General features: G+C 55.3%; 21 protein-coding genes. 14 read left to right on the plus strand and 7 right to left on the minus strand.

The features are described from left to right. The first annotated feature begins 19 nt into the window (after positions 1–19). From FJ695_RS07220 to FJ695_RS07235, 4 genes are all read left to right on the plus strand, one after another. Positions 20–1,258 carry a phenylacetate--CoA ligase family protein gene (locus FJ695_RS07220; protein ID WP_141184806.1) on the plus strand — a complete coding sequence of 413 codons (1,239 nt, stop codon included), beginning with the start codon at positions 20–22 and terminating at the stop codon, positions 1,256–1,258. 121 nt (positions 1,259–1,379) lie between these two features. Then, on the plus strand, positions 1,380–2,456 hold the full coding sequence (gene hemH, locus FJ695_RS07225) for a ferrochelatase (protein WP_141184807.1): 1,077 nt from the start codon (positions 1,380–1,382) through the stop codon (positions 2,454–2,456). A 145-nt stretch (positions 2,457–2,601) separates the two neighbouring features. After that, positions 2,602–3,585, plus strand: a complete 984-nt coding sequence (locus tag FJ695_RS07230; protein ID WP_141184808.1) for an SPFH domain-containing protein — start codon at positions 2,602–2,604, stop codon at positions 3,583–3,585. Then, positions 3,582–4,052 carry an NfeD family protein gene (locus FJ695_RS07235; RefSeq protein WP_141184809.1) on the plus strand — a complete coding sequence of 157 codons (471 nt, stop codon included), beginning with the start codon at positions 3,582–3,584 and terminating at the stop codon, positions 4,050–4,052. Before FJ695_RS07230 ends, FJ695_RS07235 begins: the two co-directional genes overlap by 4 nt. A gap of 22 nt (positions 4,053–4,074) precedes the next feature. On the opposite strand, the gene FJ695_RS07240 is transcribed toward FJ695_RS07235, so the two are convergent. The 3 genes from FJ695_RS07240 to FJ695_RS07250 form a co-directional block, all read right to left on the minus strand. Then, positions 4,075–4,929, minus strand: a complete 855-nt coding sequence (locus FJ695_RS07240) for a flagellar motor protein MotB (protein WP_141184810.1) — start codon at positions 4,927–4,929, stop codon at positions 4,075–4,077. Between the two features lie 26 nt (positions 4,930–4,955). Continuing rightward, positions 4,956–5,723 carry a motility protein A gene (locus FJ695_RS07245; RefSeq protein WP_141184811.1) on the minus strand — a complete coding sequence of 256 codons (768 nt, stop codon included), beginning with the start codon at positions 5,721–5,723 and terminating at the stop codon, positions 4,956–4,958. Positions 5,724–5,881: 158 nt separating this feature from the next. Beyond that, a complete protein-coding gene (locus FJ695_RS07250) occupies positions 5,882–6,895 on the minus strand; it encodes an SIS domain-containing protein (protein WP_141184812.1) in 1,014 nt (337 codons plus the stop codon). Positions 6,896–7,087: 192 nt separating this feature from the next. On the opposite strand from FJ695_RS07250, the gene FJ695_RS07255 reads away from it, so the two are divergent. The 3 genes from FJ695_RS07255 to FJ695_RS07265 all read left to right on the plus strand — a co-directional run bounded on the left by FJ695_RS07255 (position 7,088) and on the right by FJ695_RS07265 (position 11,138). After that, positions 7,088–8,557 (plus strand): outer membrane beta-barrel protein, encoded by a 1,470-nt coding sequence (locus FJ695_RS07255; protein ID WP_141184813.1) that lies wholly within the window; start codon positions 7,088–7,090, stop codon positions 8,555–8,557. Between the two features lie 76 nt (positions 8,558–8,633). Beyond that, positions 8,634–9,920 (plus strand): lytic murein transglycosylase, encoded by a 1,287-nt coding sequence (locus FJ695_RS07260; RefSeq protein ID WP_141184814.1) that lies wholly within the window; start codon positions 8,634–8,636, stop codon positions 9,918–9,920. A gap of 36 nt (positions 9,921–9,956) precedes the next feature. Further along, positions 9,957–11,138: a DUF459 domain-containing protein gene (locus FJ695_RS07265; protein WP_209010957.1), complete on the plus strand. Its 1,182-nt coding sequence runs from the start codon at positions 9,957–9,959 to the stop codon at positions 11,136–11,138. 355 nt (positions 11,139–11,493) lie between these two features. On the opposite strand, the gene FJ695_RS07270 is transcribed toward FJ695_RS07265, so the two are convergent. Then, entirely contained in the window at positions 11,494–12,927 is a 1,434-nt protein-coding gene (locus FJ695_RS07270) for a glutamate synthase subunit beta (protein ID WP_141184815.1), read from the minus strand. An 83-nt stretch (positions 12,928–13,010) separates the two neighbouring features. Further along, entirely contained in the window at positions 13,011–17,744 is a 4,734-nt protein-coding gene (gltB, locus tag FJ695_RS07275) for a glutamate synthase large subunit (RefSeq protein ID WP_209010958.1), read from the minus strand. A gap of 602 nt (positions 17,745–18,346) precedes the next feature. Between gltB and FJ695_RS07280 the strand changes: the two genes are divergently transcribed. The 5 genes from FJ695_RS07280 (at position 18,347) to FJ695_RS07300 (ending at position 22,162) form a co-directional block, all read left to right on the plus strand. Continuing rightward, positions 18,347–18,652: a DUF2282 domain-containing protein gene (locus tag FJ695_RS07280; protein WP_141184816.1), complete on the plus strand. Its 306-nt coding sequence runs from the start codon at positions 18,347–18,349 to the stop codon at positions 18,650–18,652. Positions 18,653–18,749: 97 nt separating this feature from the next. Then, the gene (locus FJ695_RS07285; RefSeq protein ID WP_141184817.1) at positions 18,750–19,646 is read left to right on the plus strand and encodes a DUF692 domain-containing protein; all 897 of its coding nucleotides are present in this window, start codon (positions 18,750–18,752) and stop codon (positions 19,644–19,646) included. A 1-nt stretch (position 19,647) separates the two neighbouring features. After that, a complete protein-coding gene (locus tag FJ695_RS07290) occupies positions 19,648–20,439 on the plus strand; it encodes a DUF2063 domain-containing protein (RefSeq protein ID WP_141184818.1) in 792 nt (263 codons plus the stop codon). Between the two features lie 36 nt (positions 20,440–20,475). Beyond that, complete coding sequence (locus FJ695_RS07295; RefSeq protein WP_247653851.1) at positions 20,476–21,060, plus strand: DoxX family protein; 585 nt, start codon at positions 20,476–20,478, stop codon at positions 21,058–21,060. 43 nt (positions 21,061–21,103) lie between these two features. Further along, positions 21,104–22,162 (plus strand): low specificity L-threonine aldolase, encoded by a 1,059-nt coding sequence (locus tag FJ695_RS07300; RefSeq protein WP_141184819.1) that lies wholly within the window; start codon positions 21,104–21,106, stop codon positions 22,160–22,162. Positions 22,163–22,245: 83 nt separating this feature from the next. Here FJ695_RS07300 and FJ695_RS07305 read toward each other — a convergent pair whose 3' ends face one another. Next, on the minus strand, positions 22,246–22,692 hold the full coding sequence (locus FJ695_RS07305) for an Hsp20 family protein (RefSeq protein WP_141184820.1): 447 nt from the start codon (positions 22,690–22,692) through the stop codon (positions 22,246–22,248). A gap of 272 nt (positions 22,693–22,964) precedes the next feature. Here FJ695_RS07305 and FJ695_RS07310 point away from each other — a divergent pair, with 272 nt between their 5' ends. Together FJ695_RS07310 and FJ695_RS07315 are read left to right on the plus strand one after the other, a co-directional pair. Next, entirely contained in the window at positions 22,965–23,390 is a 426-nt protein-coding gene (locus FJ695_RS07310) for a hypothetical protein (RefSeq protein ID WP_141184821.1), read from the plus strand. A 113-nt stretch (positions 23,391–23,503) separates the two neighbouring features. Beyond that, on the plus strand, positions 23,504–24,580 hold the full coding sequence (locus tag FJ695_RS07315) for an alpha/beta fold hydrolase (protein WP_141184822.1): 1,077 nt from the start codon (positions 23,504–23,506) through the stop codon (positions 24,578–24,580). 34 nt (positions 24,581–24,614) lie between these two features. Here the strand turns inward: FJ695_RS07315 and hisN are convergent, their stop codons facing one another. Beyond that, positions 24,615–25,421: a histidinol-phosphatase gene (hisN, locus tag FJ695_RS07320; RefSeq protein WP_141184823.1), complete on the minus strand. Its 807-nt coding sequence runs from the start codon at positions 25,419–25,421 to the stop codon at positions 24,615–24,617. Between the last annotated feature and the right edge of the window lie 128 nt (positions 25,422–25,549).

Raw genomic sequence — 25,549 nt, forward strand, 5'->3', positions numbered from 1 at the left:
TGAACAGTCGGAGACGACCATGAGCAATCAACCATTTGAGGCGCGCGAGCAGCAAGATGCGGCTCTGCGTGAACAGGATCTCTTTGCCCGGCTTCCGGAGCAACTCAGCGGCGCTAAACAAACCGCGCCAGGCTGGGCTGCGCAGCTGGATGGGGTTGATCCGGCTGCTGTAACCGACCGGTATGCGCTGGCTAAACTGCCCGTGCTGCGGAAGTCGGAGATGCTGGAAAAGCAGAAGCAGAAACCGCCTTTCGGTGGGTTTCTTGCCCAAAATGGCGAAACAGCCGCTCGTGTCTTCATGTCTCCGGGACCTATATGGGAGCCGCAAGCGCCGGGCCTTGATCCTTGGAACGGGGCGAGAGCGCTTCATGCCGCGGGCTTCAAAAAAGGCGATACAGTCCTCAATGCGTTTTCTTATCACCTGACCCCCGGTGGCTTCATTTTGGACCAGGCTGCAATTGCGATGGGGTGTTCGGTTTTCCCGGCAGGGGTTGGAAACACCGATATGCAGGCTGAAGCAGTTGAAATCCTAAAACCGTCCGGGTTTACCGGAACGCCCGATTACCTCAAGGTCCTCCTCGACCGTGGGGCTGAGCAAGGCCGGGATATGTCCTCCCTCAAGGTTGCCCTGGTCTCCGGCGGCGCCTTGTTCCCGGCTTTGCGGCAGGAATATGCCGATCGCGGCATTCAGGTTGCGCAGTGTTACGCGACCGCCGATCTTGGTGTGATCGCCTATGAGACGCCTGCACGAGAAGGCATGGTGGTCAACGAAGACTATATCGTTGAAATCGTGCGTCCGGGCACAGGCGAACCCGTTTCAGATGGCGAAGTGGGCGAGCTTGTCGTTACCAATTTCAATCCGCTTTACCCGTTGATCCGTTTCGGAACAGGGGATCTCTCCATGGTCATGCCAGGCCAGTCGCCGTGCGGGCGGACCAATATGCGGTTGGCTGGCTGGATGGGGCGGGCCGATCAACGGACCAAAATCAAAGGTATGTTTGTCGACCCGTCCCAGATCGCCCAAATAATTTCTGATCATCCAGAGGTTAAAAAAGCACGGCTTTCGGTGAGCAGAGTGGGGGCGGGTGACGCAATGAAGTTGGCTGTTGAAACTGAAGTAACAGGCAACGGTCTTGCTGATCGAGTGGCCGAATCTTTGCGTGATGTGACACGCCTGAAAGGGGATGTCGAATTGGTTGCGCCCGGCACGTTGCCCAATGATGGCAAAGTCATATCCGACGAGCGGGACTACGGCTAAAACCTGTTTCTTGGTGCAGTGAAGAAAAGATTCAGTGCACTTAAGATGCCGCATTGGCCTTCTGCTGGTGTTGTCCTATGTAAGGGGCCAGAAAGACGCCAGCTGAGGGTAGTGCAAGCAGATGACCGTTCAACCGACCGCTCCAATGATGGATCAGGCCTCCGAATTTCAGAAAGTTCGGCTTCCTGATGGGCACCCGGATACAAAATCCGGAAAGGTCGGAGTGCTACTTGTTAATTTAGGTACGCCTGACGCAACAGATTATTGGCCCATGCGCCGGTATTTGCGGGAATTCTTGTCCGACAAGCGGGTCATCGAATGGCCAAAAGCAATCTGGTATCCAATCCTTTACGGTATTGTTCTAATGACCCGGCCGGGTAAATCCGGCAAGGCGTATGATGAAATTTGGAACCACGATAAAAACGAATCTCCTCTGCGGACGATAACGCGTAGCCAGTCTGATAAATTGACCGAGATGCTCGGGGTTGAAAGTGGCCGTCTCAAAGTCGATTGGGCGATGCGCTATGGCCAGCCGTCCATTCCGGACAAGCTGAAGGCATTGAAAGAAGACGGCTGCGACCGGATCCTGGTTTTTCCGCTTTATCCTCAGTATTCGGCGACCACCACGGCAACCGTAAACGATGTTGTCTGCAAGACTTTGCTGGAGATGCGCTGGCAGCCGGCGATCCGGACGGTGCCGCCCTATCATGACGATCCGGCTTATGTGAATGCCTTGGCGAAATCCGTTGAGCGGCATCTGCAAAGCTTGGACTTTGAGCCGGAAACGATCCTGACGTCCTATCACGGTATTCCGCAGTCCTATTTCAAGCGCGGCGATCCATATCATTGCCATTGCATGAAAACCACACGGTTGATGCGTGAGGTGCTGGGCATGGATGAGCAAAAACTGCGGGTGACATTCCAATCCCGGTTCGGGCCTGAGGAATGGCTACAGCCCTACACCGACAAGACCGTTGAGCAGCTTGCCAAAGATGGCATGAAAAACATTGCGGTTATGAACCCGGGGTTTGTTGCCGATTGCCTGGAAACGCTTGAGGAAATTGCCGGTGAAGCAGGCGAGATTTTTGAGGAAGCCGGCGGCGAAAACTTTACCCATATTCCGTGTCTCAATGACAGCGACCTGGGGATGGACGTTTTAGAAACGATTGTCCGTCGGGAATTGGGTGGCTGGATCTGAATAAGTTGTCATAATCCAGCCAGGCTCAAGTGCGAAAGATCATCCTGAAAACTTACAGTGCGCGGTGACGTGCGGTGGTTCCGTCTGGAACTACGACGTTCCAGCGCGTAGTGTGTAGTTCTGGTCTTGATTTTAGGAGTTCGTGATGCCTCTTGCAGGATTTGATATTGTCCTGATCGGCTTGCTAGTGCTGGTCGTTCTTGTATTTTTTGCTGGGGTCAAAACGGTTCCCCAAGGATACAACTATACAATTGAACGGTTTGGCCGTTACCGGAAGACGCTGACACCCGGGTTGAATTTCATAGTTCCATTCATTGATCGGATTGGCCACAAGCTGAACATGATGGAACAGGTTCTGGATGTACCTTCGCAAGAAGTTATCACCCGGGACAATGCCACAGTTACGGCCGATGGCGTCACCTTCTATCAGGTCCTTGATGCGGCCCGGGCGGCCTATGAAGTCCTTGGGCTGCAAAACGCAATTCTCAACCTCACCATGACCAACATCCGGTCTGTCATGGGCTCAATGGATCTAGACAGCCTTCTGTCCAACAGGGATGAAATCAACGCCCAGATCCTGAGGGTGGTCGATGCAGCGGCCGAGCCTTGGGGAATCAAGATTACCCGGATTGAAATCAAGGACATCAACCCACCGCGGGATCTTGTAGATGCGATGGGCCGTCAGATGAAAGCCGAGCGTGAAAAGCGTGCATCGATTTTGGAAGCAGAAGGCAAGCGCCAATCGGAAATCTTGAAAGCCGAGGGCGAGAAGCAATCGCTCATTCTAGAAGCCGAAGGCCGGCGGGAATCCGCTTTTCGCGATGCTGAGGCCCGGGAACGTGAAGCGGAAGCGGAAGCCAAAGCCACACGTATGGTCAGTGACGCAATTGCCAGCGGAGACGTTCAGGCGATCAATTATTTCGTCGCAAACAAATATGTTGAGGCCTTTAAGGAATTGGCAACGTCACGCAACCAGAAAACCCTGATCCTGCCAATGGAAGCATCGTCCCTGCTCGGATCGTTGAGCGGTATCGGTGAAATCGCCAAGGAAGCCTTTGGCAAGGATGACCGGCCGACCAGATCATCGTCCGTTCCCGTGACAGGTTCTCCTGACGGAGACGAGAGATGAGCCTGACTGAAACGATCCTTGGCACGCTTGGGTACTGGAGTTGGATTGTCTTGGGGTTGCTCCTTTTGGGGCTGGAAATCCTGGCGCCGGGGACGATTTTCTTGTGGTTCGGCCTGTCCGCCATTGTTGTCGGAGTATTTGCGCTCGCTTTCGGCTTCAGTTGGCAGGTCCACGTTGCGCTGTTTGTTGTGCTTTCTTTGGTCAGTCTGCTGATTGGGCGAAAGTTGATGGTGCGCTCGGCGGCAGAAACCGGAGATCCTGGGCTCAACAAGCGCGGAAGCCGGTACATTGGCCGGGAATTCACCCTGACCGCGCCGCTCAGCGAAGGGGCCGGAAAATTGTCGATAGACGATACGATCTGGCGGATTTCTGGCCCTGACTTGCCCGCAGGAACCAAAGTGCGTGTCGACGCGGTCGATGGTGCTCGTTTGGTTGTTTCAGATGCAAATCCAGCCGCTGAGGCATAGGGCGTAACAAGCTTAAGCTTTTTTATAGCTTATGGCCCGGCGGGATTGGCGGTTCTTCTGCCATGAGCAAGATTCCCACCCGCCGGTTTGCAGCCAAGTATGGATCGTTGGGAAACAGCGGTTCGGTGTCTGACTTGCCAACGACAGAGTGGAACTGGCCGTCCGGAACGCCATATTCTGACAGGATCTGGCGAGCGACGTTGGCCCGTTCAGTGGACAGATCCCAACCGGTATAGCTCGGGTCTGTTGTAGACCGCCCAGCGGTGGTGTGTCCGGTAATCTCGATCCGGTTCGGCATGCGCGCCAACACCGGGGCCATCTTTGAAATCAGCCTCCGGGTGGTCTCATACGGATATTTTGACCCCTCGCGGAACATTGAGCGGCCATCCTGGTCGACCAGCATGATGTTGAGACCTTCTTCGGTCTCTTCCAGAATAATGTTGCTGGAGACTTCGGTGATTTCCGGCATTTCCTGCCAGGCCTGACGGAGGGAAGCGGCCGCTGTTGCAAATTGGCGCGGCTTTTCGATATCGGCTTCCATGGTATCATGGGTATTGGCTTCCGGTCCCTGTTTCCGACGTTTCTCGTGCCGTTCCTGGGAGAAGTCGGAATCCATTTCCTGTTCGACCTGGCTGATGTCCTTCATGTAATCGCGGATCGGGATGCCTTCGACTTCGATAATCCCGGTTTTGCGTGAGGTGTCCTTCACGCCGAAGGCTTCGCGCATGGAGCCAGCGACAACCTGAAGCTTTTCCTTGTCCTGAATGGAAAAGGAAATGATCAGAACGAAGAAACACACAAGCAGGGACATAAGATCGGCAAAGGTCACCAGCCAATCTGGTGCGCCGCCTCCGCCTTGTTGTTTCTTCTTTGCCATGTTTTGCTACCCGACCTTCGATCCGATTAAGCGGCTTCCGCCAATTCCTCACGTGCTTTTTCCGGCAGATAGGCGACCAGCATTTCCTTAATCAGGGCCGGGCTCTTGGATTCGCGGATTTGGCAAACACCATCGATGATCAATGTCTGATTCAGTTCATCGACATCAAATTTGGCATCAAGTTTATCAACCATCGGAAGGCAGATGATGTTCGAGATCAGAGCGCCGTAGAGGGTGGTCAACAGAGCGACAGCCATGGATGGGCCAATCGCTGCCGGGTCGTCCATGTTGGCAAGCATCTGCACCAGACCAACAAGCGTTCCGATCATGCCGAAGGCAGGAGCCGAATCGCCAAGCGCTTTCATGACGCGCTTGCCTTCCGAGAGACGGCTCAGCTGCAAATCGCGCTCACGCTCCATCGCCTCTTTGATGAATTCTAGCTCATAACCGTCGGCAATGTATTGAACGCCTTTGGCCAGAACCGGGTCCGAAACATCGACATTCTCCAGCCCGAGCGGACCGGATTTACGGACGATTTCACCCAAGTTTGTGATTTCGGAGATCAGATCACGCGGACTGGCGCCTTTGCCGGACAGGGCGACTTTAAAGGCGGTTACGAAAGCTGCAGCGATGTCAGATACTTGGAAACGGATCAATGTGGCGGCCAAACCACCGCCGATCACGATCAGCATCGACGGTACATCGATGAATTGGCCGAAACTCCCGCCTAGAAAAATAGCGGTGGTAACGATGCCAAAAGCACCCAGAATTCCCAGAAGGGTCGCGAGATCCATACTGCACACACACCAAGGTCTTGGGCGGTAAGCCCATTCAAACTTGTTGGGAGTTTAGGCCCTGTATGGCTAATCAATTGCTAATGCGGTCGTTTTAATTCTCGCTTGGCCGTAAATCATACAATCCGGCATTTGCAAGAGGAGGCGGAGCAAGTTGCCTAGGCCGCTCCAGCCCGCAGCAGATCGTGCATATGGATGATGCCTTGCGGGCGCCCGTCCTCGACAACAAAGACGGTCGTGATCTTGAGGCTGTTCAGCAATTCCAGAACTGAGGCAGACAATGCCGACGGGGCAACGGTCTTTGGCGACTTCGTCATGATTTCACCAGCCGTCTTTTCTAGAAGATTGGTTGTGACGTGGCGGCGCAAATCGCCATCCGTGATAACGCCAACCAACTGGTTCAACTCGTCGACAACCCCTAAAACGCCGAAGCTTTTTTGCGACATGACAAGAATGCCTTCGCTCATCAGCGTTGTCGCCGGGACAAGAGGCATGGCGTCGCCGCCATGCATGATGTCCTTGGCGGACTTCAGGCTTGCACCTAGGCGTCCACCTGGATGGAATACCTTATAGTCTTGAACGGTGAAGCCACGGCCTTCCAGGATCGCGACAGTCAGTGCGTCGCCGATCGCCAGTTGAACAAGTGCTGATGTTGTCGGTGCAAGACCATGCGGACAGGCCTCGGCAACACTTGGCAATTTCAAGACAATATCGGAAGCCTTGGCCAGCGTGCTGTCGGCCCGCGATGTCAGAGCAATAAGCGGCACTTTGAAACGCCGAGTGTAGGCAACGAGACTTGCCAGTTCTTGGGTTTCACCGGACCAGGACAGAGCTAGGACAACATCGTCCTTGGTGATCATGCCGAGATCGCCATGGCTTGCTTCTGTTGCGTGTACAAAAAATGCAGGCGTTCCGGTCGATGCGAGGCTGGCCGCGATTTTTGTGCCAATGTGCCCGCTTTTTCCGATCCCGGAGACGATGACACGGCCGAAAATGTTCTGGATCAGATCGCAGGTTTTTTGAAAAGGAACTGCCAACCCATCTTTCAGAGCTGCCCTGAGGGCGCTGAGCCCGGCCATTTCGGTTTCAAGGGCCCGTTCTGCGGATACCAGATATTCCATTGGCAGGTCAGTATCATCGTGCAGGTGTGGATTTTGAACCGGATTGGTCATAGAGTGCAGCCGTCCTTATTCTTTGGCGCTAGCATTAGGCCAGAGCAGGCTATCGTTCAAGAACCTGTTTTTTTTATGTCTAATCATTGCGGAAACGGTTAATTGCACTTGGCAAATTGCAAGACGGAAACGAAGCATTAACCATCCTTCGTCAGGTTGGGGCAGACCAAACCAATCGTCTTTTGGCTGTGAATGACTCGTTTTCTGACAATAATCTGCTGTGTTGCGCTAGCTACAGCGCAGGCTGAGCCGCTTTTTGCTCAGACGTTCACGACCGATTTGCGCGGAACAGACGATCCGGACAGCATCGGTTCTGAAGAAGCAGGCCGCGAAGAAGCTGAAGATCCTGCTGGTACAAACCCAACCCAATCGAATGTGTTTTCGCTCCGCCGGAATTCGAATATGGCCGAGGAAGAGGATGGGTCAACCGGTCTCGGGGCAGCCGGCCGTGTCGATCCTGTCAGACCTTTTTCTGACCGGATCAGGGCGGTTGAAAGAGCTGTGCCAATCAGCGAGGGCGGAATTGATGATACCGTGTTTGACGGCGATACCACCTTTGATGAACCAGAAGGCATTCGTCTTGGATCGTTTGTCCTTACACCGCAGCTCACTCTGACTGCCGGGTATTCCGACAACACATCACGCTCGGCAACCGGAGAAGCCGGGCCGCTCTACCGGATTGCGCCGGATATCGCTTTGTCATCGGATTGGATCCGGCACCAGTTTGACGCATCCTTGCGCGGCAGCTTCATCGGATATCCTAACAACAGTGATGACGATGATATCTTTGGCACGGCTGCTGCGAGCCTGAGGCTTGATATCAGTGAAGCGACACAGGTGGATGGTGACATCAGCTATAATATCAGTCGCGAGGAGACCGGCAGCGCAGAATCGTCCGGTGATGCAACGCTCATACACTCAGGCAATATCGATCTTGGGGTGACGCGCAGTGTTGGTTTGATCGCTGCAACGGCGGCTGTGGGCGCGGCTCGGACGCTTTATGATACTGACAATACGAGTGAAAGTGCCCGGGACAACACGGTCTATTCCGCGAGCTTGAGATTGGGCGGCAATTCGGGTGGAACCTTTTCGCCGTTTACACAAGGCTCGCTTCTGTTCCGCCGGTTTGATCAGACCTGCAGCGACAGCATTTGTGAGAAACGGGATGCAAATGGTTACGAGCTGCGCGGCGGACTTTCCATTGCAGCTGGTCCCAAATTGGTCGGTGAAGTCAGCGCGGGCTGGCGTCTTGAAAAACTTGAAGACAGCCGCTTGAAGGATCTTTCCGGATTGATCGTGAATGGGTCTTTGGTTTGGTCGCCAAGCCGTTTGACGACAGTCACCGCGGGTGTTGGTACCGATTTTTCGGCCACAGATATCGACAATGCCAGCGGCTCCATTATCTATTCTGCAGATCTACGCTTGGCACATGCTTTCTCTGACCGCTGGGTCGGGGAAGCCGGACTTGGCTACAGTTACCGGACCTATGAAGGCGTAGACATTGATGAGAGCACATTGACTGGCTTTGGCGGAATGACCTTTGCCGTAACGCAGAACGTTGCGCTCACGGCGAATTATCTACACCGCCGGTTCCAGAGCTCGGAAGAAGGCCGGGATTACAATGAAAACGCAATTGAAGCCGGTCTGCGGTTCCGGCATTAACGATACAGTAACCAAAGCTAGATCATTTGGACGGGCGGGGCAGTCAACTCAGGATAATGGGCGATAGGAGGTCCGGATGCGGCGTCTTTTTCGGCAAACCACACGCGTGATTGATGACATGTCTTTGCTTTTTTTGATGAAACCTTTCGGTCAATGCAAACGCCGGTCTGCCGCTGCTATCGCGGTCGGCCTGTCTGTGGGTTTGGGACTGTTTGCAGGACCAGCGCATGCAGATCAGGGGTTCAGCCGGTTCATTAGAGATTTCTGGCCAACTGCCGAGTCCGCCGGCATTTCAGCGCAGACTTACAATGCCGTCTTCACTGAAATGAAGCCGGATGACGACACGCTGCGGCTGATGAACAAGCAGTCGGAGTTTGTCAAACCAATCTGGGAATACCTTGATAGTGCGGTATCCGATACCCGGGTTGAGAAGGGCCGGGAGATGCTCATCCAGTATGAGCCGGTTCTCCGCCAAATCGAAGCCCGCTATGGTGTCGACCGCGAAGCCGTTCTGGCCATTTGGGGGATGGAGACCAACTACGGCGGCTACATGGGGCGCCACAATGTTATTCAGGCCCTCGCAACGCTCGCATACGCCGCGCCGAGACGGAAAAAGTTCTGGCGCAAAGAACTGGTGACCGCACTTGGAGTCGTTCAGGCAGGCCATGTCCGGTTTGAAGATATGGAAGGGTCCTGGGCCGGAGCCATGGGTCACACTCAATTCATGCCATCCAGCTGGAAGGCGTATGCTGCAGATTATGATGGTGACGGACGGCGGGACATTTGGACGTCTGTCCCAGATGCTTTGGCGTCCACGGCATCCTATCTCAAAAAACACGGCTGGCAGACCGGTAAGACTTGGGGCTACGAAGTCAAATTGCCGAGCGGGTTCAATTACCATCTGGCCGATGGCGACAAGACACTGACACTTGGTGAGTGGCAGCGTTATGGCATCCGGCGCTCCAATGGCAAATCTTTTCCCCGCCCCTCTGACAAGGGCATCTTGGTGTTGCCGGCAGGTGCCGCAGGTCCTGCCTTCCTCATGTTGCGTAATTTCTATGTGATCAAGCGTTATAACAATGCCACCGCGTATGCGTTGGCTGTTGGGCATCTGGCGGACCGCATCATTGGCGGTGGACCGCTAGCTGGGGACTGGTCCCGCAAACATCTTCCGTTGACACGGACCGAGACCAGCGAGTTGCAGGCTCTTTTGAACAGGCGTGGATTTTCTGTCGGCAAGGCTGATGGAAAAATCGGTCCGGCGACCCGCCGCGGAATTCGCGCTTATCAGCAGTCGCGAGGGCTGGTTCCAGATGGCTATGCATCCGTTGTTTTGCTGGCGCACCTGAAAATGGGCGGGTAAACTGGGCCGAACACAAACGGTATCGGGAAGCAACTGGTGATCTTCAGATCAATCAGATTTTGTGCAGGGCGGAGACGAACCCGGCTTACGGCTGCCGTTGCTGTTGTCGCGTTGCTTTTCGGCCATCCGGAATTATCTAAGGCGATTGCTCAATCTTCTGTTCCAAATAACCAGCAAGAAATCGTCGTCGCCCAAAATAGCGGCGGCGGCTTCAATCCGTTTCGGGCTTTGGGGCGAATTTTTGGTGGTGGTGATCGCAGGAAAAAGACAAAGGCACCTACACAACGTAAGACGCCCAGCCGGCCAGCGGGAACACCCCCAAAATTTGAGGAAACAGAAAAGGACCCGGATGCTGGGCTGATTCTGGTGGTTGGCGATCGTATGGCCCGCGGCGTAGCGGACGGACTTCGATTCACACTTGCCCAACAGCCCAAGATCAAAATTGAGAAAATCACCGAAGACAAACAGGGGTTTGCTGGCGAAACACCGCCGGTCTGGGCGACGAAAGTGCTGTCCAGAATCCGCGGCGCCGAAGTCAAAGCCGTTGTTGTCATGCTTGGCTGGCGGGATCGGGATAAGAGTTTCCCAGGCGAAGAGCCGATAGAGTATATGACCGGGGAGTGGTTGGAGGCCTATCGGAACAAGGTTTCCGCCTTGGTGCGAACCGTGCGCCAGGAAAAGATTCCGCTTGTCTGGGTTGGTTTGCCACCAACGAATGATGAACTTCTCAATGGAGACTTTACCCAGCTGAATTCGATTTATTCAGCTGCTGCGGCGGAACGGCGGGTTCGATATGTCGACTTATGGGACATCTTCTTGGCTGAAGACGGGTCCTATACATCTTACGGACCTGATGTAGACGGCAAAAACACTCGGCTGCGCACCAAAAACAGGATTGGCTTCACTTGGCCAGGATACCGCAAAGTGGCGTTTTTCGTAGAGCGGGAATTGTCCCGGCTTCTTGGCGGGTATGGCGGGCTTGCATTTGAAGGCGTAGAAGACGACCCGAACTTCATCGTTTTGACCGGACGAACCACGTCTCCGGAAGCCTTTCTTCTTGGCGGGGAAGATGACGCGGAAATTGACCCCGGCAGTATGGCCTACCGCTTCTTTGTCGAAGGTGAGCAATTGCCACCTGTCCGCGGGCGTGTCGATGATCCGCGCACCAAAGAAGAAGATTTATCCAGGCTGGGACTATCCAACGCGAATGGTTCCTGACGACGATCTAGAGCCTGTCGCATCTCATTACTTTCATTTGACCGTGACACATTTGATCTCTGGCTAGGCGTTTTGCGTGCAATGGTGTGATCACCATAAGCGCAAAACAACGACGCGAGTGAGCAAATGGGCCCGGCCCTTTTTCTTATGTCTTTTCATATAGAAGGGTGCACAAAAACGGCCCGTCGGCAGCGTTGCGCCGCTCACACGATCAACCAGATCGCGTATCGCGAACGCGCCTAGCCGAAGAAGCCGTTTTTCCGCATCAAATGGATCCGATTAGGTGCGACAGGCTCTAGGCAAAAGAAAAGCCCGCCAGAATACTGGCGGGCCTTTTTTGTTTTTCTGTAGCCGCTTAGCGCGGCAAGTCTGTTGTCCCGGTCAGGAATTCATCCACTGAACGGGCTGCCTGGCGGCCTTCGCGAATTGCCCAGACCACCAGCGACTGACCTTTGCGGACATCACCGGCGGCAAATACCTTGTCGATCGACGTTCTATAGTCATCGGTGTTAGCCTTCACGTTGGTGCGGCCATCCAGCTCCAACTTGTCACCGGCTTGAGCGATGTAGGTGTCGAGACGGGGGCCGGAGAAGCCGATAGCCGCGAACACCAGATCTGCGCGCAGGATGAATTCCGTTCCTTCGATTGGAACGCGCTTTTCATCGACGCGGGCGCATTTCACCCCAGTGACAACACCATCTTCATCGGCAACGAGGCCGAGCGTTGCGGCAGAGAATTCGCGCTCGGCGCCTTCAGCTTGCGACGAAGACGTGCGGAACTTCGTTGGCCAGTAAGGCCAGATGGTTAGCTTGTCTTCTTTCAGCGGCGGGATCGGGCGGATATCGAGCTGTGTGACAGACAAAGCGCCTTGACGGAACGCTGTACCGACACAGTCGGATGCGGTGTCGCCGCCGCCGATCACGACAACATGTTTGCCGCCCGCCCAGATCGGCGGTTCGTCGCCGCCCGGTTCGTTGCCTACCCGGCGGTTTTGCTGAACAAGGTAATCCATGGCCCAATGGCAGCCATGAAGATCCATGCCTTCAACGCCCGGATCGCGCGGGCGCTCGGCGCCAGCGCACAGAATTACAGCATCGTGGCGCTCGGCGAGCTCGTCCATACTGACCGTCACACCAACATTGACGTTGTAATGGAAGGTGACACCTTCGGCTTCCATCTGTTGGACACGCCGGTCGATGTAGTGCTTTTCCATCTTGAAGTCAGGGATGCCGTAGCGCAGCAGACCACCGGCTTTCGGTTCACGCTCATAGACATGCACCGTGTGGCCGGCGCGGGCCAGCTGTTGGGCCGCGGCCATACCTGCGGGGCCGGACCCGATGATGGCGACGGCCTTGCCGGTTTTGGTGGCAGACGGTTCTGGCACGATCCAGCCTTCTTCCCAACCCTTGTCGGCAAGCGCCTGTTCCACGCTTTTGATGTTGACCGGAATGTCTTCCAGGTTCAGCGTGCAGGCCTCTTCACAAGGAGCCGGGCAGATGCGGCCGGTGAACTCTGGGAAGTTGTTTGTGGAATGCAGGTTTCTAAGCGCGATGTCCCAGTCACCCTGAAACACCAGATCGTTCCAGTCCGGGATCTGGTTGTTGACCGGGCATCCGGTCGGGCCGTGACAGAACGGAATGCCGCAATCCATGCAGCGGGCTGCCTGGTTGGCAACTTCCTGATCGTTGAGCGGGATCGTGAATTCACGGAAATGACGGATTCGGTCAGAGGCAGGCTGATACTTCTGTTCCTGCCGATCGATTTCCAAAAAACCGGTTACCTTGCCCAAGGTGACCTCCTCAATTTTAGCGTCCTCAAGGTGGCTGCAATCGGCCGCGTTAGCGGCCGAGAGCCATTTGTTCTATGTGCCGGTTATTCAGCAGCGGCCATTCCGAGGCGCTGTTCTTCCATTTCCCTCAGCGCACGGCGGTATTCGACCGGCATGACCTTCACGAACTTCGGACGGTGGGTTGCCCAGTCTTCGATGATGGCTTTGGCTTTGGCCGAGCCCGTCAATTCGATGTGCTTGGCCAGCATTTGGCGCAGGCGCTCATCGTCGTGACGGGTCATGTCACAGGAAAGGTCAACCCGGCCTTTGTGCTCGATATCGCCGCCATGGTGATGGAGCTTTTCAAGCAGGTCGTCTTCTTCGGTGACTGGCTCCAGTTCGACCATCGCAAGGTTGCAGCGGGAGCCGAAGGTGCCGTCTTCATCGAGAACGTAAGCGATGCCGCCGGACATGCCAGCTGCGAAGTTCCTGCCGGTTTGGCCGATAACGACGACAACGCCGCCAGTCATATATTCACAGCCATGGTCGCCAACGCCTTCAACAACCGCGACTGCGCCGGAGTTACGCACTGCAAAGCGCTCGCCCGCGACACCGCGGAAATAACACTCACCTTCGGTCGCGCCATAGAGCACCGTGTTGCCGACAATGATGGAGTTTTCAGCAACGATGCGAGTGTTTTCCGGTGGGCGGACAATGATCTTGCCGCCGGAAAGGCCCTTGCCGACATAGTCGTTGGCATCGCCTTCCAGATCCATCGTGACGCCCTTGGCGACAAATGCGCCAAATGCCTGACCTGCTGTTCCTTTCAGCTTGACCGTCAAGGTATCTGGTTTCTTCAGACCCTTGTTGCCATAGCGTTTGGCGATTTCACCGGACAGCATCGCACCGGCTGAGCGGTCAACAGAACAGATGGTCTCTTCAATGACCGACGGTTCTTTGGTGTCGAGCGTATGCTGGGCTGCTGCGATCAAGCGGCGGTCGAGAATGTCGACAATCGGGTGGTCCTGCCGTTCGGTCCAGCGGGTTTCTTCCGGTTTTGCTTCCGGCTGGAAGAAGATCCGGGAGAAGTCCAGGCCATTGGCTTTCCAGTGGTCAAGCGCGGCTTCCTTGTCGAGGAAGTCTGAGCGGCCAATGAGGTCGTCCAATTTGGCAATACCAAGAGCGGCCATGATCTCGCGAACTTCTTCCGCAACATAGAAGAAGTAGTTGATCACGTGCTCCGGAGTGCCTTTGAAGCGCTTACGCAGAACCGGATCCTGCGTGGCGATGCCAACCGGGCAGGTGTTCAGATGACACTTGCGCATCATCAGACAGCCAGCTGCAATCAGAGGCGCTGTGGAGAAGCCGAATTCATCCGCACCGAGCAGCGCGCCGACGATAACGTCGCGGCCAGTCCGCAAGCCGCCGTCGACCTGCAAGGCAACACGGGACCGAAGTCCATTCAGAACCAGGGTTTGCTGGGTTTCGGCGAGGCCGATCTCCCACGGAGAACCGGCATGCTTCAGCGATGTCAGCGGTGAAGCACCCGTGCCGCCATCAAAACCGGAAATGGTGATGTGGTCCGCGCGGGCCTTTGCGACGCCAGCTGCAACCGTCCCAACACCAACTTCCGATACGAGTTTGACGGAAATGTCGGACACCGGATTGACGTTCTTCAGATCGTAGATCAGCTGAGCCAGATCTTCGATCGAATAAATGTCGTGGTGTGGCGGTGGTGAAATCAGGCCAACACCCGGAGTCGAGTGGCGGACTTTTGCGATTACCGCATCGACCTTGTGACCCGGCAGCTGACCGCCTTCACCCGGTTTTGCGCCCTGGGCAACCTTAATCTGGATCATGTCGGAGTTGACCAGATATTCCGTGGTCACGCCGAAACGCCCAGACGCCACTTGCTTGATTGCCGAGCGCTGCGGGTTCATCGAGCCATCGGGCAGCGGGTTGAAGCGCTCCGGCTCCTCACCACCTTCACCGGTGTTCGACTTGCCACCAATCTTGTTCATGGCAATCGCAAGACTGGAGTGTGCTTCCTTGGAGATCGATCCGAAGGACATGGCGCCGGTGACGAACCGCTTGACGATGCTGTCAGCGGATTCGACTTCGGTGATGTCGATTTCCTTGCGGCCAATCTCTTCGGCACTCTTGATGCGGAAATGACCACGGATTGCGAAACGTCCGCTCTCCTCGTTCACTTCCTTGGCGAACGCACGGTACATCTCCGGCAAATTGGCACGAACAGCATGCTGCAGATTTGCGATGGAGTCCGGCGTCCACATATGGCTTTCGCCGCGGGTCCGGTAAGCATATTCACCGCCAACATCCAGCGATCGGCGGAGGATAGCGACGTCGCCAAAGGCTTCTGCATGACGCAGGACGGTTTCTGCCGCCACTTCGCCAAGGCCGATGCCTTCGATCATGGTCGCGGTGCCGAAGAAATATTTTTCAACGAATTCGGATGACAGACCAACGGCATCGAAGATTTGCGCGCCGCAGTAGGACTGGTAGGTCGAAATGCCCATCTTGGACATGACCTTCAAGATGCCCTTGTCGATAGATTTGATATAACGCTCGACCACTTCGTATTGATCGACTTCTTCAGGGAAATCCATCTCCATGTGCATGGACAGAAGCGTTTCGAAGGCGAGGTACGGATTGATCGCTTCCGCACCGAAGCCGGCCAGAACACAGAAGTGATGCACTTCGCGGGCTTCACCGGTTTCAACAACCAGGCCGACAGAGGTGCGCAGACCCTTGCGGATCAGATGATGGTGCACGGCCGCGGTCGCCAGCAAGGCTGGGATCGCAATCCGGGACCGGCTGATCATGCGATCGGACAAGATGATGATGTTGTCCCCGTCCAGAACCGCTTTTTCGGCGCGTTCGCACAGGGCTGCAAGAGCTTTGTCCATCCCCTCGGCGCCTTTTTCGGCTTTGTAGGTGATGTCCAGGGTCTTGGCGGAGAACTGGTTGTCGGCGATGTCGCCGATGGCGCGGATCTTTTCCAGATCTTCGTTGGTCAGGATCGGCTGGCGGACTTCCAGGCGTTTTGAGGTCGATAGACCCTTGAGATCGAAGATATTCGGGCGCGGCCCAATGAAGGACACAAGGCTCATCACCAGTTCTTCGCGGATCGGATCGATCGGCGGGTTGGTGACCTGTGCGAAGTTCTGCTTGAAGTATGTGTAAAGCAGCTTCGACTTGTCGGACAACGCCGAAATTGGCGTGTCTGTGCCCATGGAGCCAATGGCTTCCTGACCGACGGTTGCCATCGGCGTCATCAGAAGTTTGATGTCTTCTTGAGTGTAACCAAAGGCCTGCTGGCGGTCGAGCAGGCTTTCACCGGCGACCGGAGCTAGCTGACGAACGCCTGGCAGGTCTTCCAGAACGATCTGGGTCTTGTGCAGCCAGTCCTTATAAGGATTGGCTGTCGACAGCTGCCGCTTAATTTCGTCGTCAGATACGATGCGGCCTTCTTCCAGGTCGATCAGCAGCATTTTGCCCGGCTGCAGGCGCCATTTCTGAACGATTTTCTCTTCTTCGACCGGTAGAACGCCGACTTCGGACGACATGATGACGAAATCGTCTTCGGTGACGATGTAACGGGCCGGACGCAGGCCATTCCGGTCCAGCGTCGCGCCAATCTGACGGCCATCGGTAAAGGCAACAGCAGCCGGTCCGTCCCACGGCTCCATCAGGGCCGCGTGGTATTCGTAGAAAGCGCGGCGGTTGTCATCCATCAGCGGATTGCCGGCCCAGGCTTCCGGGATCAGCATCATCGCTGCATGGGCCAGCGAATAACCGCCCATCACCAGGAATTCGAGCGCATTGTCGAAACACGCCGTATCCGACTGGCCTTCATAAGATATCGGCCAGAGCTTGGAAATATCGTCGCCAATCAGCGCAGAGGACACAGAAGCCTGGCGGGCCGCCATCCAATTGACGTTGCCACGCAGGGTGTTGATCTCACCATTGTGCGCCACCATCCGATAAGGGTGCGACAGATCCCAGGACGGGAAGGTGTTGGTTGAAAAGCGCTGGTGGACCAGGGCAAGAGCGGAGATGAAGCGCTCGTCCTTTAGGTCAGCGTAATAAGCGCCGAGCTGATAGGCGAGGAACATGCCCTTATAAACGACGGTCTGGCTGGACAGGGAAACAATATAGAAGCCCTTGGTGACCGCATCTGTTTCGGCACGGACCGTATTAGAGATGACCTTTCGCAGGACAAATAGTTTCCGCTCGAACGCGTCCTGGTCTTCGCTTTCACTGCGCTTGATAAAGACCTGACGGGAAACCGGCTCGGTTGCGGCAATGTCCGGTGCTTTGGAAAGAGAAGAGTTGTCGACCGGCACGTCCCGCCAGCCAATCAGTTCTTGACCTTCGTTCTTGATAACACGTTCGACGATTTCTTCGCATTTGGCGCGAAGGGCATCATCCTGAGGCATGAAAATGAAGGCAACGCCGTAGCCGCCAAAATCCGGAATTGGAGTGCCGGCGGCTTCCATTTCTTCTGAATAGAAGCTGTGCGGGATCTGAACCAGCATTCCGGCACCGTCGCCCATCAACGGGTCGGCACCGACTGCGCCGCGGTGGGTTAGGTTCTCCAGAACCTGCAGGCCATCGGCAACAATCTTATGAGACTTTTCGCCTTTCATATGGGCGACAAAGCCAACACCACAGGCATCGTGTTCGCGCGACGGATTGTAGAGCCCTTTGTCGGCGGCCGTGCCCAGTCGATCGGCAAGTGTCGCGGTTGCGGCGGTTTTTGTCTCCGCGCTACCGTCTTGCATGGCTGTGCTGGTCGTCAGCTCTTTATTCGTCATGTGCGCCCTCACTGTTACCCCAGTGTCTGCCGTCGTTTGGAGCGTCCGGTTTCGTTCGGGTCGCACTCCATCAAGAATGCGGCTCGGTGAACCCTGGCTCCAGCCCCGGCTCTGTCGATGTATTAACCGCGACGATCGCTTCTCGCAAACCGCCGCATTGCCGCAGCACCTTCAAAATTGCTGCTGAAACACATTTGTTTCACCTTGCTTTTGGTCCAATTAGGACCATGCAAGCGGCCGCCTGATTTTGTTCCTTGGTTGCCAGAGAACTGGCAGAAATTCCCTCAATTCAAATGGGACAGTATCCCTGTCCTATTCCAGGCGGCGCGAACATGACAGATTTCGCAGCAAGGGGCAAGTGTGTTTCTTTGTCGCTATTATAATTGTTTCGCGCGCAAAGTGCCATTCGTCCGTAATGGTCAATTTTGGAGGTGTTTGAGTAAGAATCTTTCGTTTGCTGTGTTTTATTGGCTTGCTCGCAAACGAGTCACAGGCGTTTGATTTCCCATTGATCAATATAACGGCCATGTAATTTCCGTAGCGGCTTTCGCCTGGGATCGGCGTTTGTTGCAGTGAATTGTATTTGACCAGAGGAGTTTGAAATGAAGCACAAGGCTATGTCTGCAGCCATCGTTGCAGGAGCCGTGGCGACCGCAGTTGCCGGTTTGACCGCAACGTCCACGACGCCGGCCCATGCCCAGGCAAAAGAAAAATGCTATGGGGTGTCCTTGAAAGGTCAAAATGACTGTAAAGCTGGTGCAGGCACCACATGTGCAGGCACGTCCACAGTGGATTATCAGGGTAATGCCTGGACGCTTGTTCCAAAGGGAACTTGTGTATCTATGGAGCTGCCGGACGGCCGCAAAGGCTCTTTGACCGAACTGGACCGGGATCTGCCGGAAGCCTGACCCATTTGTCAGCCAGGGCAGCGAGCTGGTTGATCCAATTCAGGCTGGCGGTTTGTACCGCCCGCCTGACACATTCATATGGGTGCAGGAGATTACCATGCAGTCCGACACTCTGAGCAATCTGAAATTCGGCGCTGCTTCTGCGGTTCCAAAATTGCCCGGGGCGGGTCTGAAGGCAGAGCATGTCGCTGAGATTCTGGAAAATCGTCCTCAGATTGGTTTTTTCGAAGTTCATGCGGAAAACTATATGGGTGCCGGTGGCCGTCCGCACCAGCAATTGACCGCGATCCGCGATGCTTATCCGTTGTCTCTTCATGGAGTCGGATTGTCGATTGGCGGAGAACAGCCTCTAGACAAAAAACATCTTCAACGCCTTGCTGATTTGAACCGGCGGTATGAGCCGGGCCTGTTTTCAGAGCATCTTGCCTGGTCGACCCATGACACGACCTTCTACAATGACCTGTTGCCGGTTCCCTATGACGAGGCAACGCTCAATCGCGTGTGTGATCATATTGACGAAGTGCAGGATGTTGTCGGTCGTCAGATGCTCCTGGAAAATCCATCGACCTATGTCGCTTTTGCTCAAAGCACCATGAGTGAGCTGGATTTTCTGAAGGAAGTCACTCGAAGAACCGGATGTGGGCTCCTGCTCGACGTTAACAATGTCTATGTGTCCTGCACCAATCACGCGCGGTCCGCGGAAAGTTATCTCGCAGACTTTCCGGTTCACCTTGTCGGTGAAATTCATCTTGGCGGACATGCGCCGGATGTCGATGAGGCTGGCAGGCCGCTTCTGATCGATGCCCATGACCGGGCTGTCGATGATGCCGTCTGGGCACTTTTTGAAACGGTCATTCAGCAAAATGGCGCTCTGCCGACCCTCATAGAATGGGATAATGATGTGCCAGCCTGGCCCGTTCTTCTCAAAGAGGCTCAGGCAGCCGGTGAGATCCTATCCCGGGCTGACGAAGCCGAATATAGGGCCGCCGGGTAAGATGAGCGTTCAGTCTACAGTGCCGAAGGTATCCACCGGTGGCTTCGGCGATGCCTTGTTTGATCCATCCGTCGGAACGCCCGAGGGTGTAATCGGGCCGGACGGGCAACCAGATGCCAAGCGTTTCAATGTTTACCGGAACAATGTTGTTGTCAGCCTGTGTGAAGCGCTGGGCGAGACTTTTCCGGCCATCAAGAATCTGCTGGGCGATGAATATTTTTCTGCGCTGGCCCGTGCGTTCGTCATGGACCATCCGCCGCGAAACCCGGTCCTGATGTGGTACGGGGCTGAGTTTGCGGATTTTATCGCGGCCTTTCCGCCTCTGGCATCCTATCCTTATCTCGGTGACGTCGCGCGTCTGGAGTGGGCATGGGGGCAGGCCTATCACGCGGCAGACATTCCGGTTCTGGAACCTGCTGTTCTGGGAGCGGTCCCGCCGGAAGAGCTTGGATCCGTCAAGTTTGTCAGACATGCCGCGGCGGCGCTGTTGACGTCGGAGTGGCCGGTTTGGGATCTGGTGCGGATCAACCGATTTGAAAAGGGAGCGCAGGCCGAAATCGACTTGTCGGCCGGTCAGACTGTCTTGGTAACACGGCCGGAATTTGATGTGGACGTGCACCTGTTGCTGGCAGGTGCCGATGAGTTTTCAAGCTGCTTGCTTTCTGGGAAGACTCTCGGAGAGGCAGCGGACGCAGCACTGTCCAACAATGCTGATTTTCCACTTTCCGACTGTTTGTCGGACTTACTAACAAATGGGGCGTTTGCTGATTTATACCGGCCCGAGGCAACCTGACGCCCGGTCCGGTGAGAAACAAGAAAAGAGACGATGATGGGTATGATTATTGGTTTGTGCGTGCGGCTCTATGCGATTGTTTTTAATACGTTGGAGCGCGTTACCGAAGGGTGGTTCCTCAGTCTGGCGTCCAGGGTGATTTTCGCAGCCATTTTGTTCCAATTCTTTTGGAATTCCGCCCTGACGAAAATCGGCGGAAGCATCATGAATATCTTTACGCCGACTGCAGGCGCTTATGCGCAAATGCTGCCCGCTCTGATGGAGCAAGTAAGTTACGACACCAGCCAGATCGCTTTTTTCCCTTATGGCTTGATTGTGCTTTTGGGAACTTGGGGCGAGTTCATTCTGCCAATTCTGGTCGTGATCGGCCTGTTCACCCGAGCCGCAAGCCTCGGCATGATCGTTTTCATTCTTGTGATGAGTTATGTCGACATCACTGGTCACGGTGCGGATGCCAAGACAATCGGTGCATTCTTTGATGGCGACCCTTATGCGAAAATCTTGGATGATCGTTTGCTCTGGATCTTCCTGTTGCTCGTGCCTACTCTCAAAGGTGGGGGTCTTTTCTCCCTAGATACTCTTCTTGGGGCCCAATACCGAAAACGGGAAATGTACTACTAGGATTTCAGTTGCCGGCCATTGTTCGTGGTGATTTAACGGCCTGATGAATTTTGCTAGTGACAATTGGGCGGGTGCGGCTCCGGCGGTGATGTCGGCGCTCTCCCGCCACAACAGTGGGTTCGCTCCGGCGTATGGGACAGATCCGCTAACCGAGAGTATTTCTCAGAAATTCAATGAGATTTTTGAGCGGGAGGTGGCTGTCTATTTCGTTGCGACCGGGACAGCTGCCAACTCCCTTGCGCTGGCGGCCTATGCAAAGCCTGGCGGAGCCATCTTCTGCCATCGCGATTCGCATATCCAGGTCGATGAATGCAATTGCCCTGAATTTATGACCAGCGGCGGTAAGCTTGTTTCCGTTTCGGGGGCGAATGGCAAATTCACTCCGGACGCCCTGCGGGACGCCATGGAAGCTTTTCCGGACGGTGTTGTGCATCACGGACAAGTTGCCAGCGTATCGATCAGCCAGGCCACGGAAAGCGGAACTGTCTACACTCTGGATGAAATCGCTGCTCTGAAAGACGTCGCCCAGTCGCGGAACGTTCCCTTGCATATGGACGGCGCACGGTTTGCCAATGCGCTGGCGACACTTGGATGTTCGGCGGCAGATATGACCTGGAAGTCTGGCGTCGATGTGCTCTCATTTGGCGCAACAAAGAACGGCTGCTGGTGCGCAGAGGCAGTTGTTTTCTTTGATTTGGAAGCAGCCAAAGGTTTTGAATATTTCCGCAAACGCGGCGGGCACCTGTTTTCCAAGAGCCGTTTTGTTGCCGCGCAATTCGATGGTTACTTTGAAAACGACAGCTGGCTGGAAACGGCAAATCACGCCAACGACATGGCCTTGAAGCTCGCGGAAGGCATCCGGGCAGCCGGTGGGCGGACCGCATGGCCAGTGGAAGCCAATGAGCTGTTTCCGATACTAAAGAGATCGCAGTTCGAAGCCTTGGAACGAGCTGGGGCAAAGCTCTACGAATGGCCTGCTAAGGACCTGGGCGATAATCTTTCTCCGAAGGACGATGAAGTCTGCTTGCGGCTGGTGTGCAGTTTTGCGACGGCCGAGGAAGAGGTTGAAGCGTTTTTGACAGTCTTGTCCGAAGTTCAGTGACATAAGACTTCTGACATCAAAAAGAGGCGCCTGAAAGTCAGGCGCCTCGCCACCGCTGTCAGCTTGAGGGGAAAGCTGCGGGGTCAGTGTGCGGTGGTTTCAAGCTGTTTTGCTGCGCCAGATGTGATCTCGATCTTGCGCGGTTTCATGGCTTCCGGCAGTTCACGGACAAGGTCCACGTGTAGAAGGCCATTTTCGAGGCTGGCACCGTTCACGCGGACATGTTCTGCGATTTGGAAACGGCGTTCAAAGGTCCGCGAAGCAATGCCGCGGTAAAGAATTTCACGATCGGCGGGCTCTTCGCCCTTTTCGCCCTTGATCGTTAGAACGTGTTCTTTGGCTTCTACAGAAAGTTCGTCTTCAGCGAACCCGGCAACCGCCATGGTAATGCGGTAGGAATTCTCGCCAGTACGTTCGATGTTATAGGGCGGATAACTTGGTGTTTCGCTGCCAGCTGCATCCAGCATTGAAAACAGGCGGTCAAAGCCGATGGTTGACCTGTGGAGCGGAGAAAAGTCGAAGTGACGCATGGTCTGTCCTCTCTTTGAGCAACTTATACTTCATGTGTTTTTGCGGACCTCTGTCCCCCATCATTGGCAGGACCGGCTCGCGGTGCAGACCCAATTTGGCGCCTGCAATTCATCAGGTGGGCATTCCTGTTTTTGAATTCAAGGGGGTTCTTTTGCGTTCATTTTTGCCTGGATGAACCGGAGATGAACAAGGTCTTCCGCTTCGGTTCAATCGGTCTCAGCCATTCTTCAGACAACGTCAGCGCGGGGCTGACGGAGTGAGGAGATGCAAGATGATCAATTCCTTCAGCAAAGAGATTTCCAGGAAATTTACTGCCCCAGTTGTAGCTGCCGTTTTTGTTATGGCGGCTGGCGCGGTTTCGGGGGCGCAGGCAATGCCACTTTCCGGCAAGGGAGCAATTCCAGCATCTCAAGCCGAACATATTGTCAACGTCGATCACCGCCGTGGTCCGGGAAAGGGATGGCGCGGTGGTCATGGCCGTCATCATCATGCAATGGGGCCGCGCCAGATACGGCGCAGCCTGCGCCATCGCGGATTCTACCGGATCAAGATCATTGACCGTCGCGGACCGATGTACATCATCAAAGCACATGGCTGGCGCGGATTCCCCATGCGGCTGGTGGTCGATTCGCGCAATGCGCATATAGTTCGAAGCCGTCCGCTTGGTCCCCGCTTCGATTGGAACTACAGCTGGTAAGGCCAAGAAACTGCATTTCAGAGGCCGGCTTTTTCAAAAGCCGGCCTGAAGTTTGTTGTGGACGCAAGGGCAGCAGATTATCACTTGGGAAACAACACGCGAATCGGACTGTCATGAGCCTGATTGATACCAAGGACAATCCCGTCCCGGACGGGGGCGTTTCGGGATTTCTTGAAACGAAAGACCGGATCAAGTTGCGCTATGCGCATTGGCCTGCCTTGGGAGCACCGCATCGCGGCACGGTCACCCTGCTTCAGGGGCGTGCGGAGTTTATCGAGAAATACTTCGAAGTTGTCTCTGATCTCCGAGCGCGTGGGTTTGCCGTTGTAGCGTTCGATTGGCGGGGGCAGGGAGGATCAGACCGGCTGACCCGCAGCCCGTTCCGTGGACATGTGTCCAGCTTCAAAAAGTATCAGATCGATCTTTTGACAATCTTGAAAGAAATTTCGCTCGCAACATATCCCGGACCTCATTTTGCACTTGCCCATTCAACCGGCGGCTTGATTTTGCTCACCGGTTCGCATCGCCTCCGGACAATGCTGGACCGTGCGGTGATCACAGCGCCGCTGCTGGGCCTTGCCGCGGAAGACTGGGGCGGAGACTTTCTGCCGCTGGGGCGGAAAGCCTTGCGGATCCTAACCCTCGGTTTTTTGGGAAAGCATCCATTGAAAGCAGCCCGGTCTGCAACAACAAGCATCACAGAGACGATCGGGTTTCCTATTGCACGGATTTGTTCCTGGCTGTTGCTTGGCCGGCTTTATGTTCCAGGTGGAAACAACAAGGTTACGGTGCCGTTCGACACCAACCGGCAAACCTCCGACAGGCAGCGCTTTCGACGGTTTTCAAAAGTGCTTGAAGACCATCCAGAACTCGGTATTGGATCTGCGACGATGGGCTGGCTGAATGCGGCCAGGGCGGCGATGATGTCGTTGCGCAAGCGCCGCGCTGGGCCGGAAATCAAACTGCCGTGTGTCATCTTGGCCGCCGGGCGTGACCGGATCGTGTCCACACCTGCCATTGAGGAGTTCGTCTCGCGGACGAAAACGGCCGCCTATATCGAAATCCCAGGAGCAGAGCACGAACTGCTCATGGAGGCTGATGCCTACCGCGACCAGGTCTGGGCGGCATTCGATGCGTTTATTCCAGGATATGAAGCAGATCTGGAACTGAAGAAAACCGGCGCGAACTGAAGGCTTTCGTCCTTATGCCGGTCTTCCTTAGGTGCTAGTCAGCTGCTTTGGAGAGTTCCTTCAGAAGAATGTCGTGCAGCCGCGGGTCTCCGGAAGCGACAATTTGCCCGCCCTCAGCTGGTGAACCGCCTGTCCAGGTGGTGACAACGCCGCCGGCGCCTTCTATGATCGGCACCAGGGCCACAATATCATAGGCTTGCAGTCCGGATTCAATCACCGCATCTCCATGCCCGGCGGCCACCATGCAATAAGCATAACAGTCGGTGCCGTAGCGGGTAAGTTGCGCTTCAGCTTCAAGTCGGTCAAAGGCGGGCCGTTCTGTTTTCGAAAACAGCGCTGGCGTGGTTGTGAACAGCGTTGCCTCTTTCAAGGAGGCGCAGGGCCGTGTCTTGAGATCTTTCGATCCCAATGGTCCCTGATACCAGGCGCGCTGGCCATCGCCGCTGAAGCGTTCGCCAATATAAGGCTGGGCCATCATGCCGAGGCTGGGTTTGCCCTCAGAGCGAAGCCCGATTAGGCAGCCCCATGTCGGAAGGCCGGTGATAAAGGCGCGTGTGCCGTCAATCGGATCCAGCACCCAGACGAGATCGGCTTCCAGGTTTTCCGCGCCATGCTCTTCACCCAGGATGCCGTGATCTGGATGATGTTGATTGATCAGGGCGCGCATGGCCGTTTCGCCGTTCTTGTCGGCGATGGTCACTGGGTCGAAGCCGCTCTCCAGTTTGTTGACGACCGAAAACCCCTGCCGGAAGTGCGGCATGATCGCAGCGCTGGCGGCATCGGCGAGCTGATCAAGAAACGGAGCCAGCGGGTTGATGCTGGCAGCAAGCGGCATGGACATGGTTCCTCCGGCCAATAAAGTGGGTTTATGGTTGATAGTGGCGCCAGGTGACTGTTTTATAACTTGAATTGCAAAAAAAGATATCGAAATACCTGAACGAATGCTCATATTTTGAGCATGAAGTAATC

The organism is Labrenzia sp. PHM005, from assembly GCF_006517275.1.
Lineage (GTDB): Bacteria > Pseudomonadota > Alphaproteobacteria > Rhizobiales > Stappiaceae > Roseibium.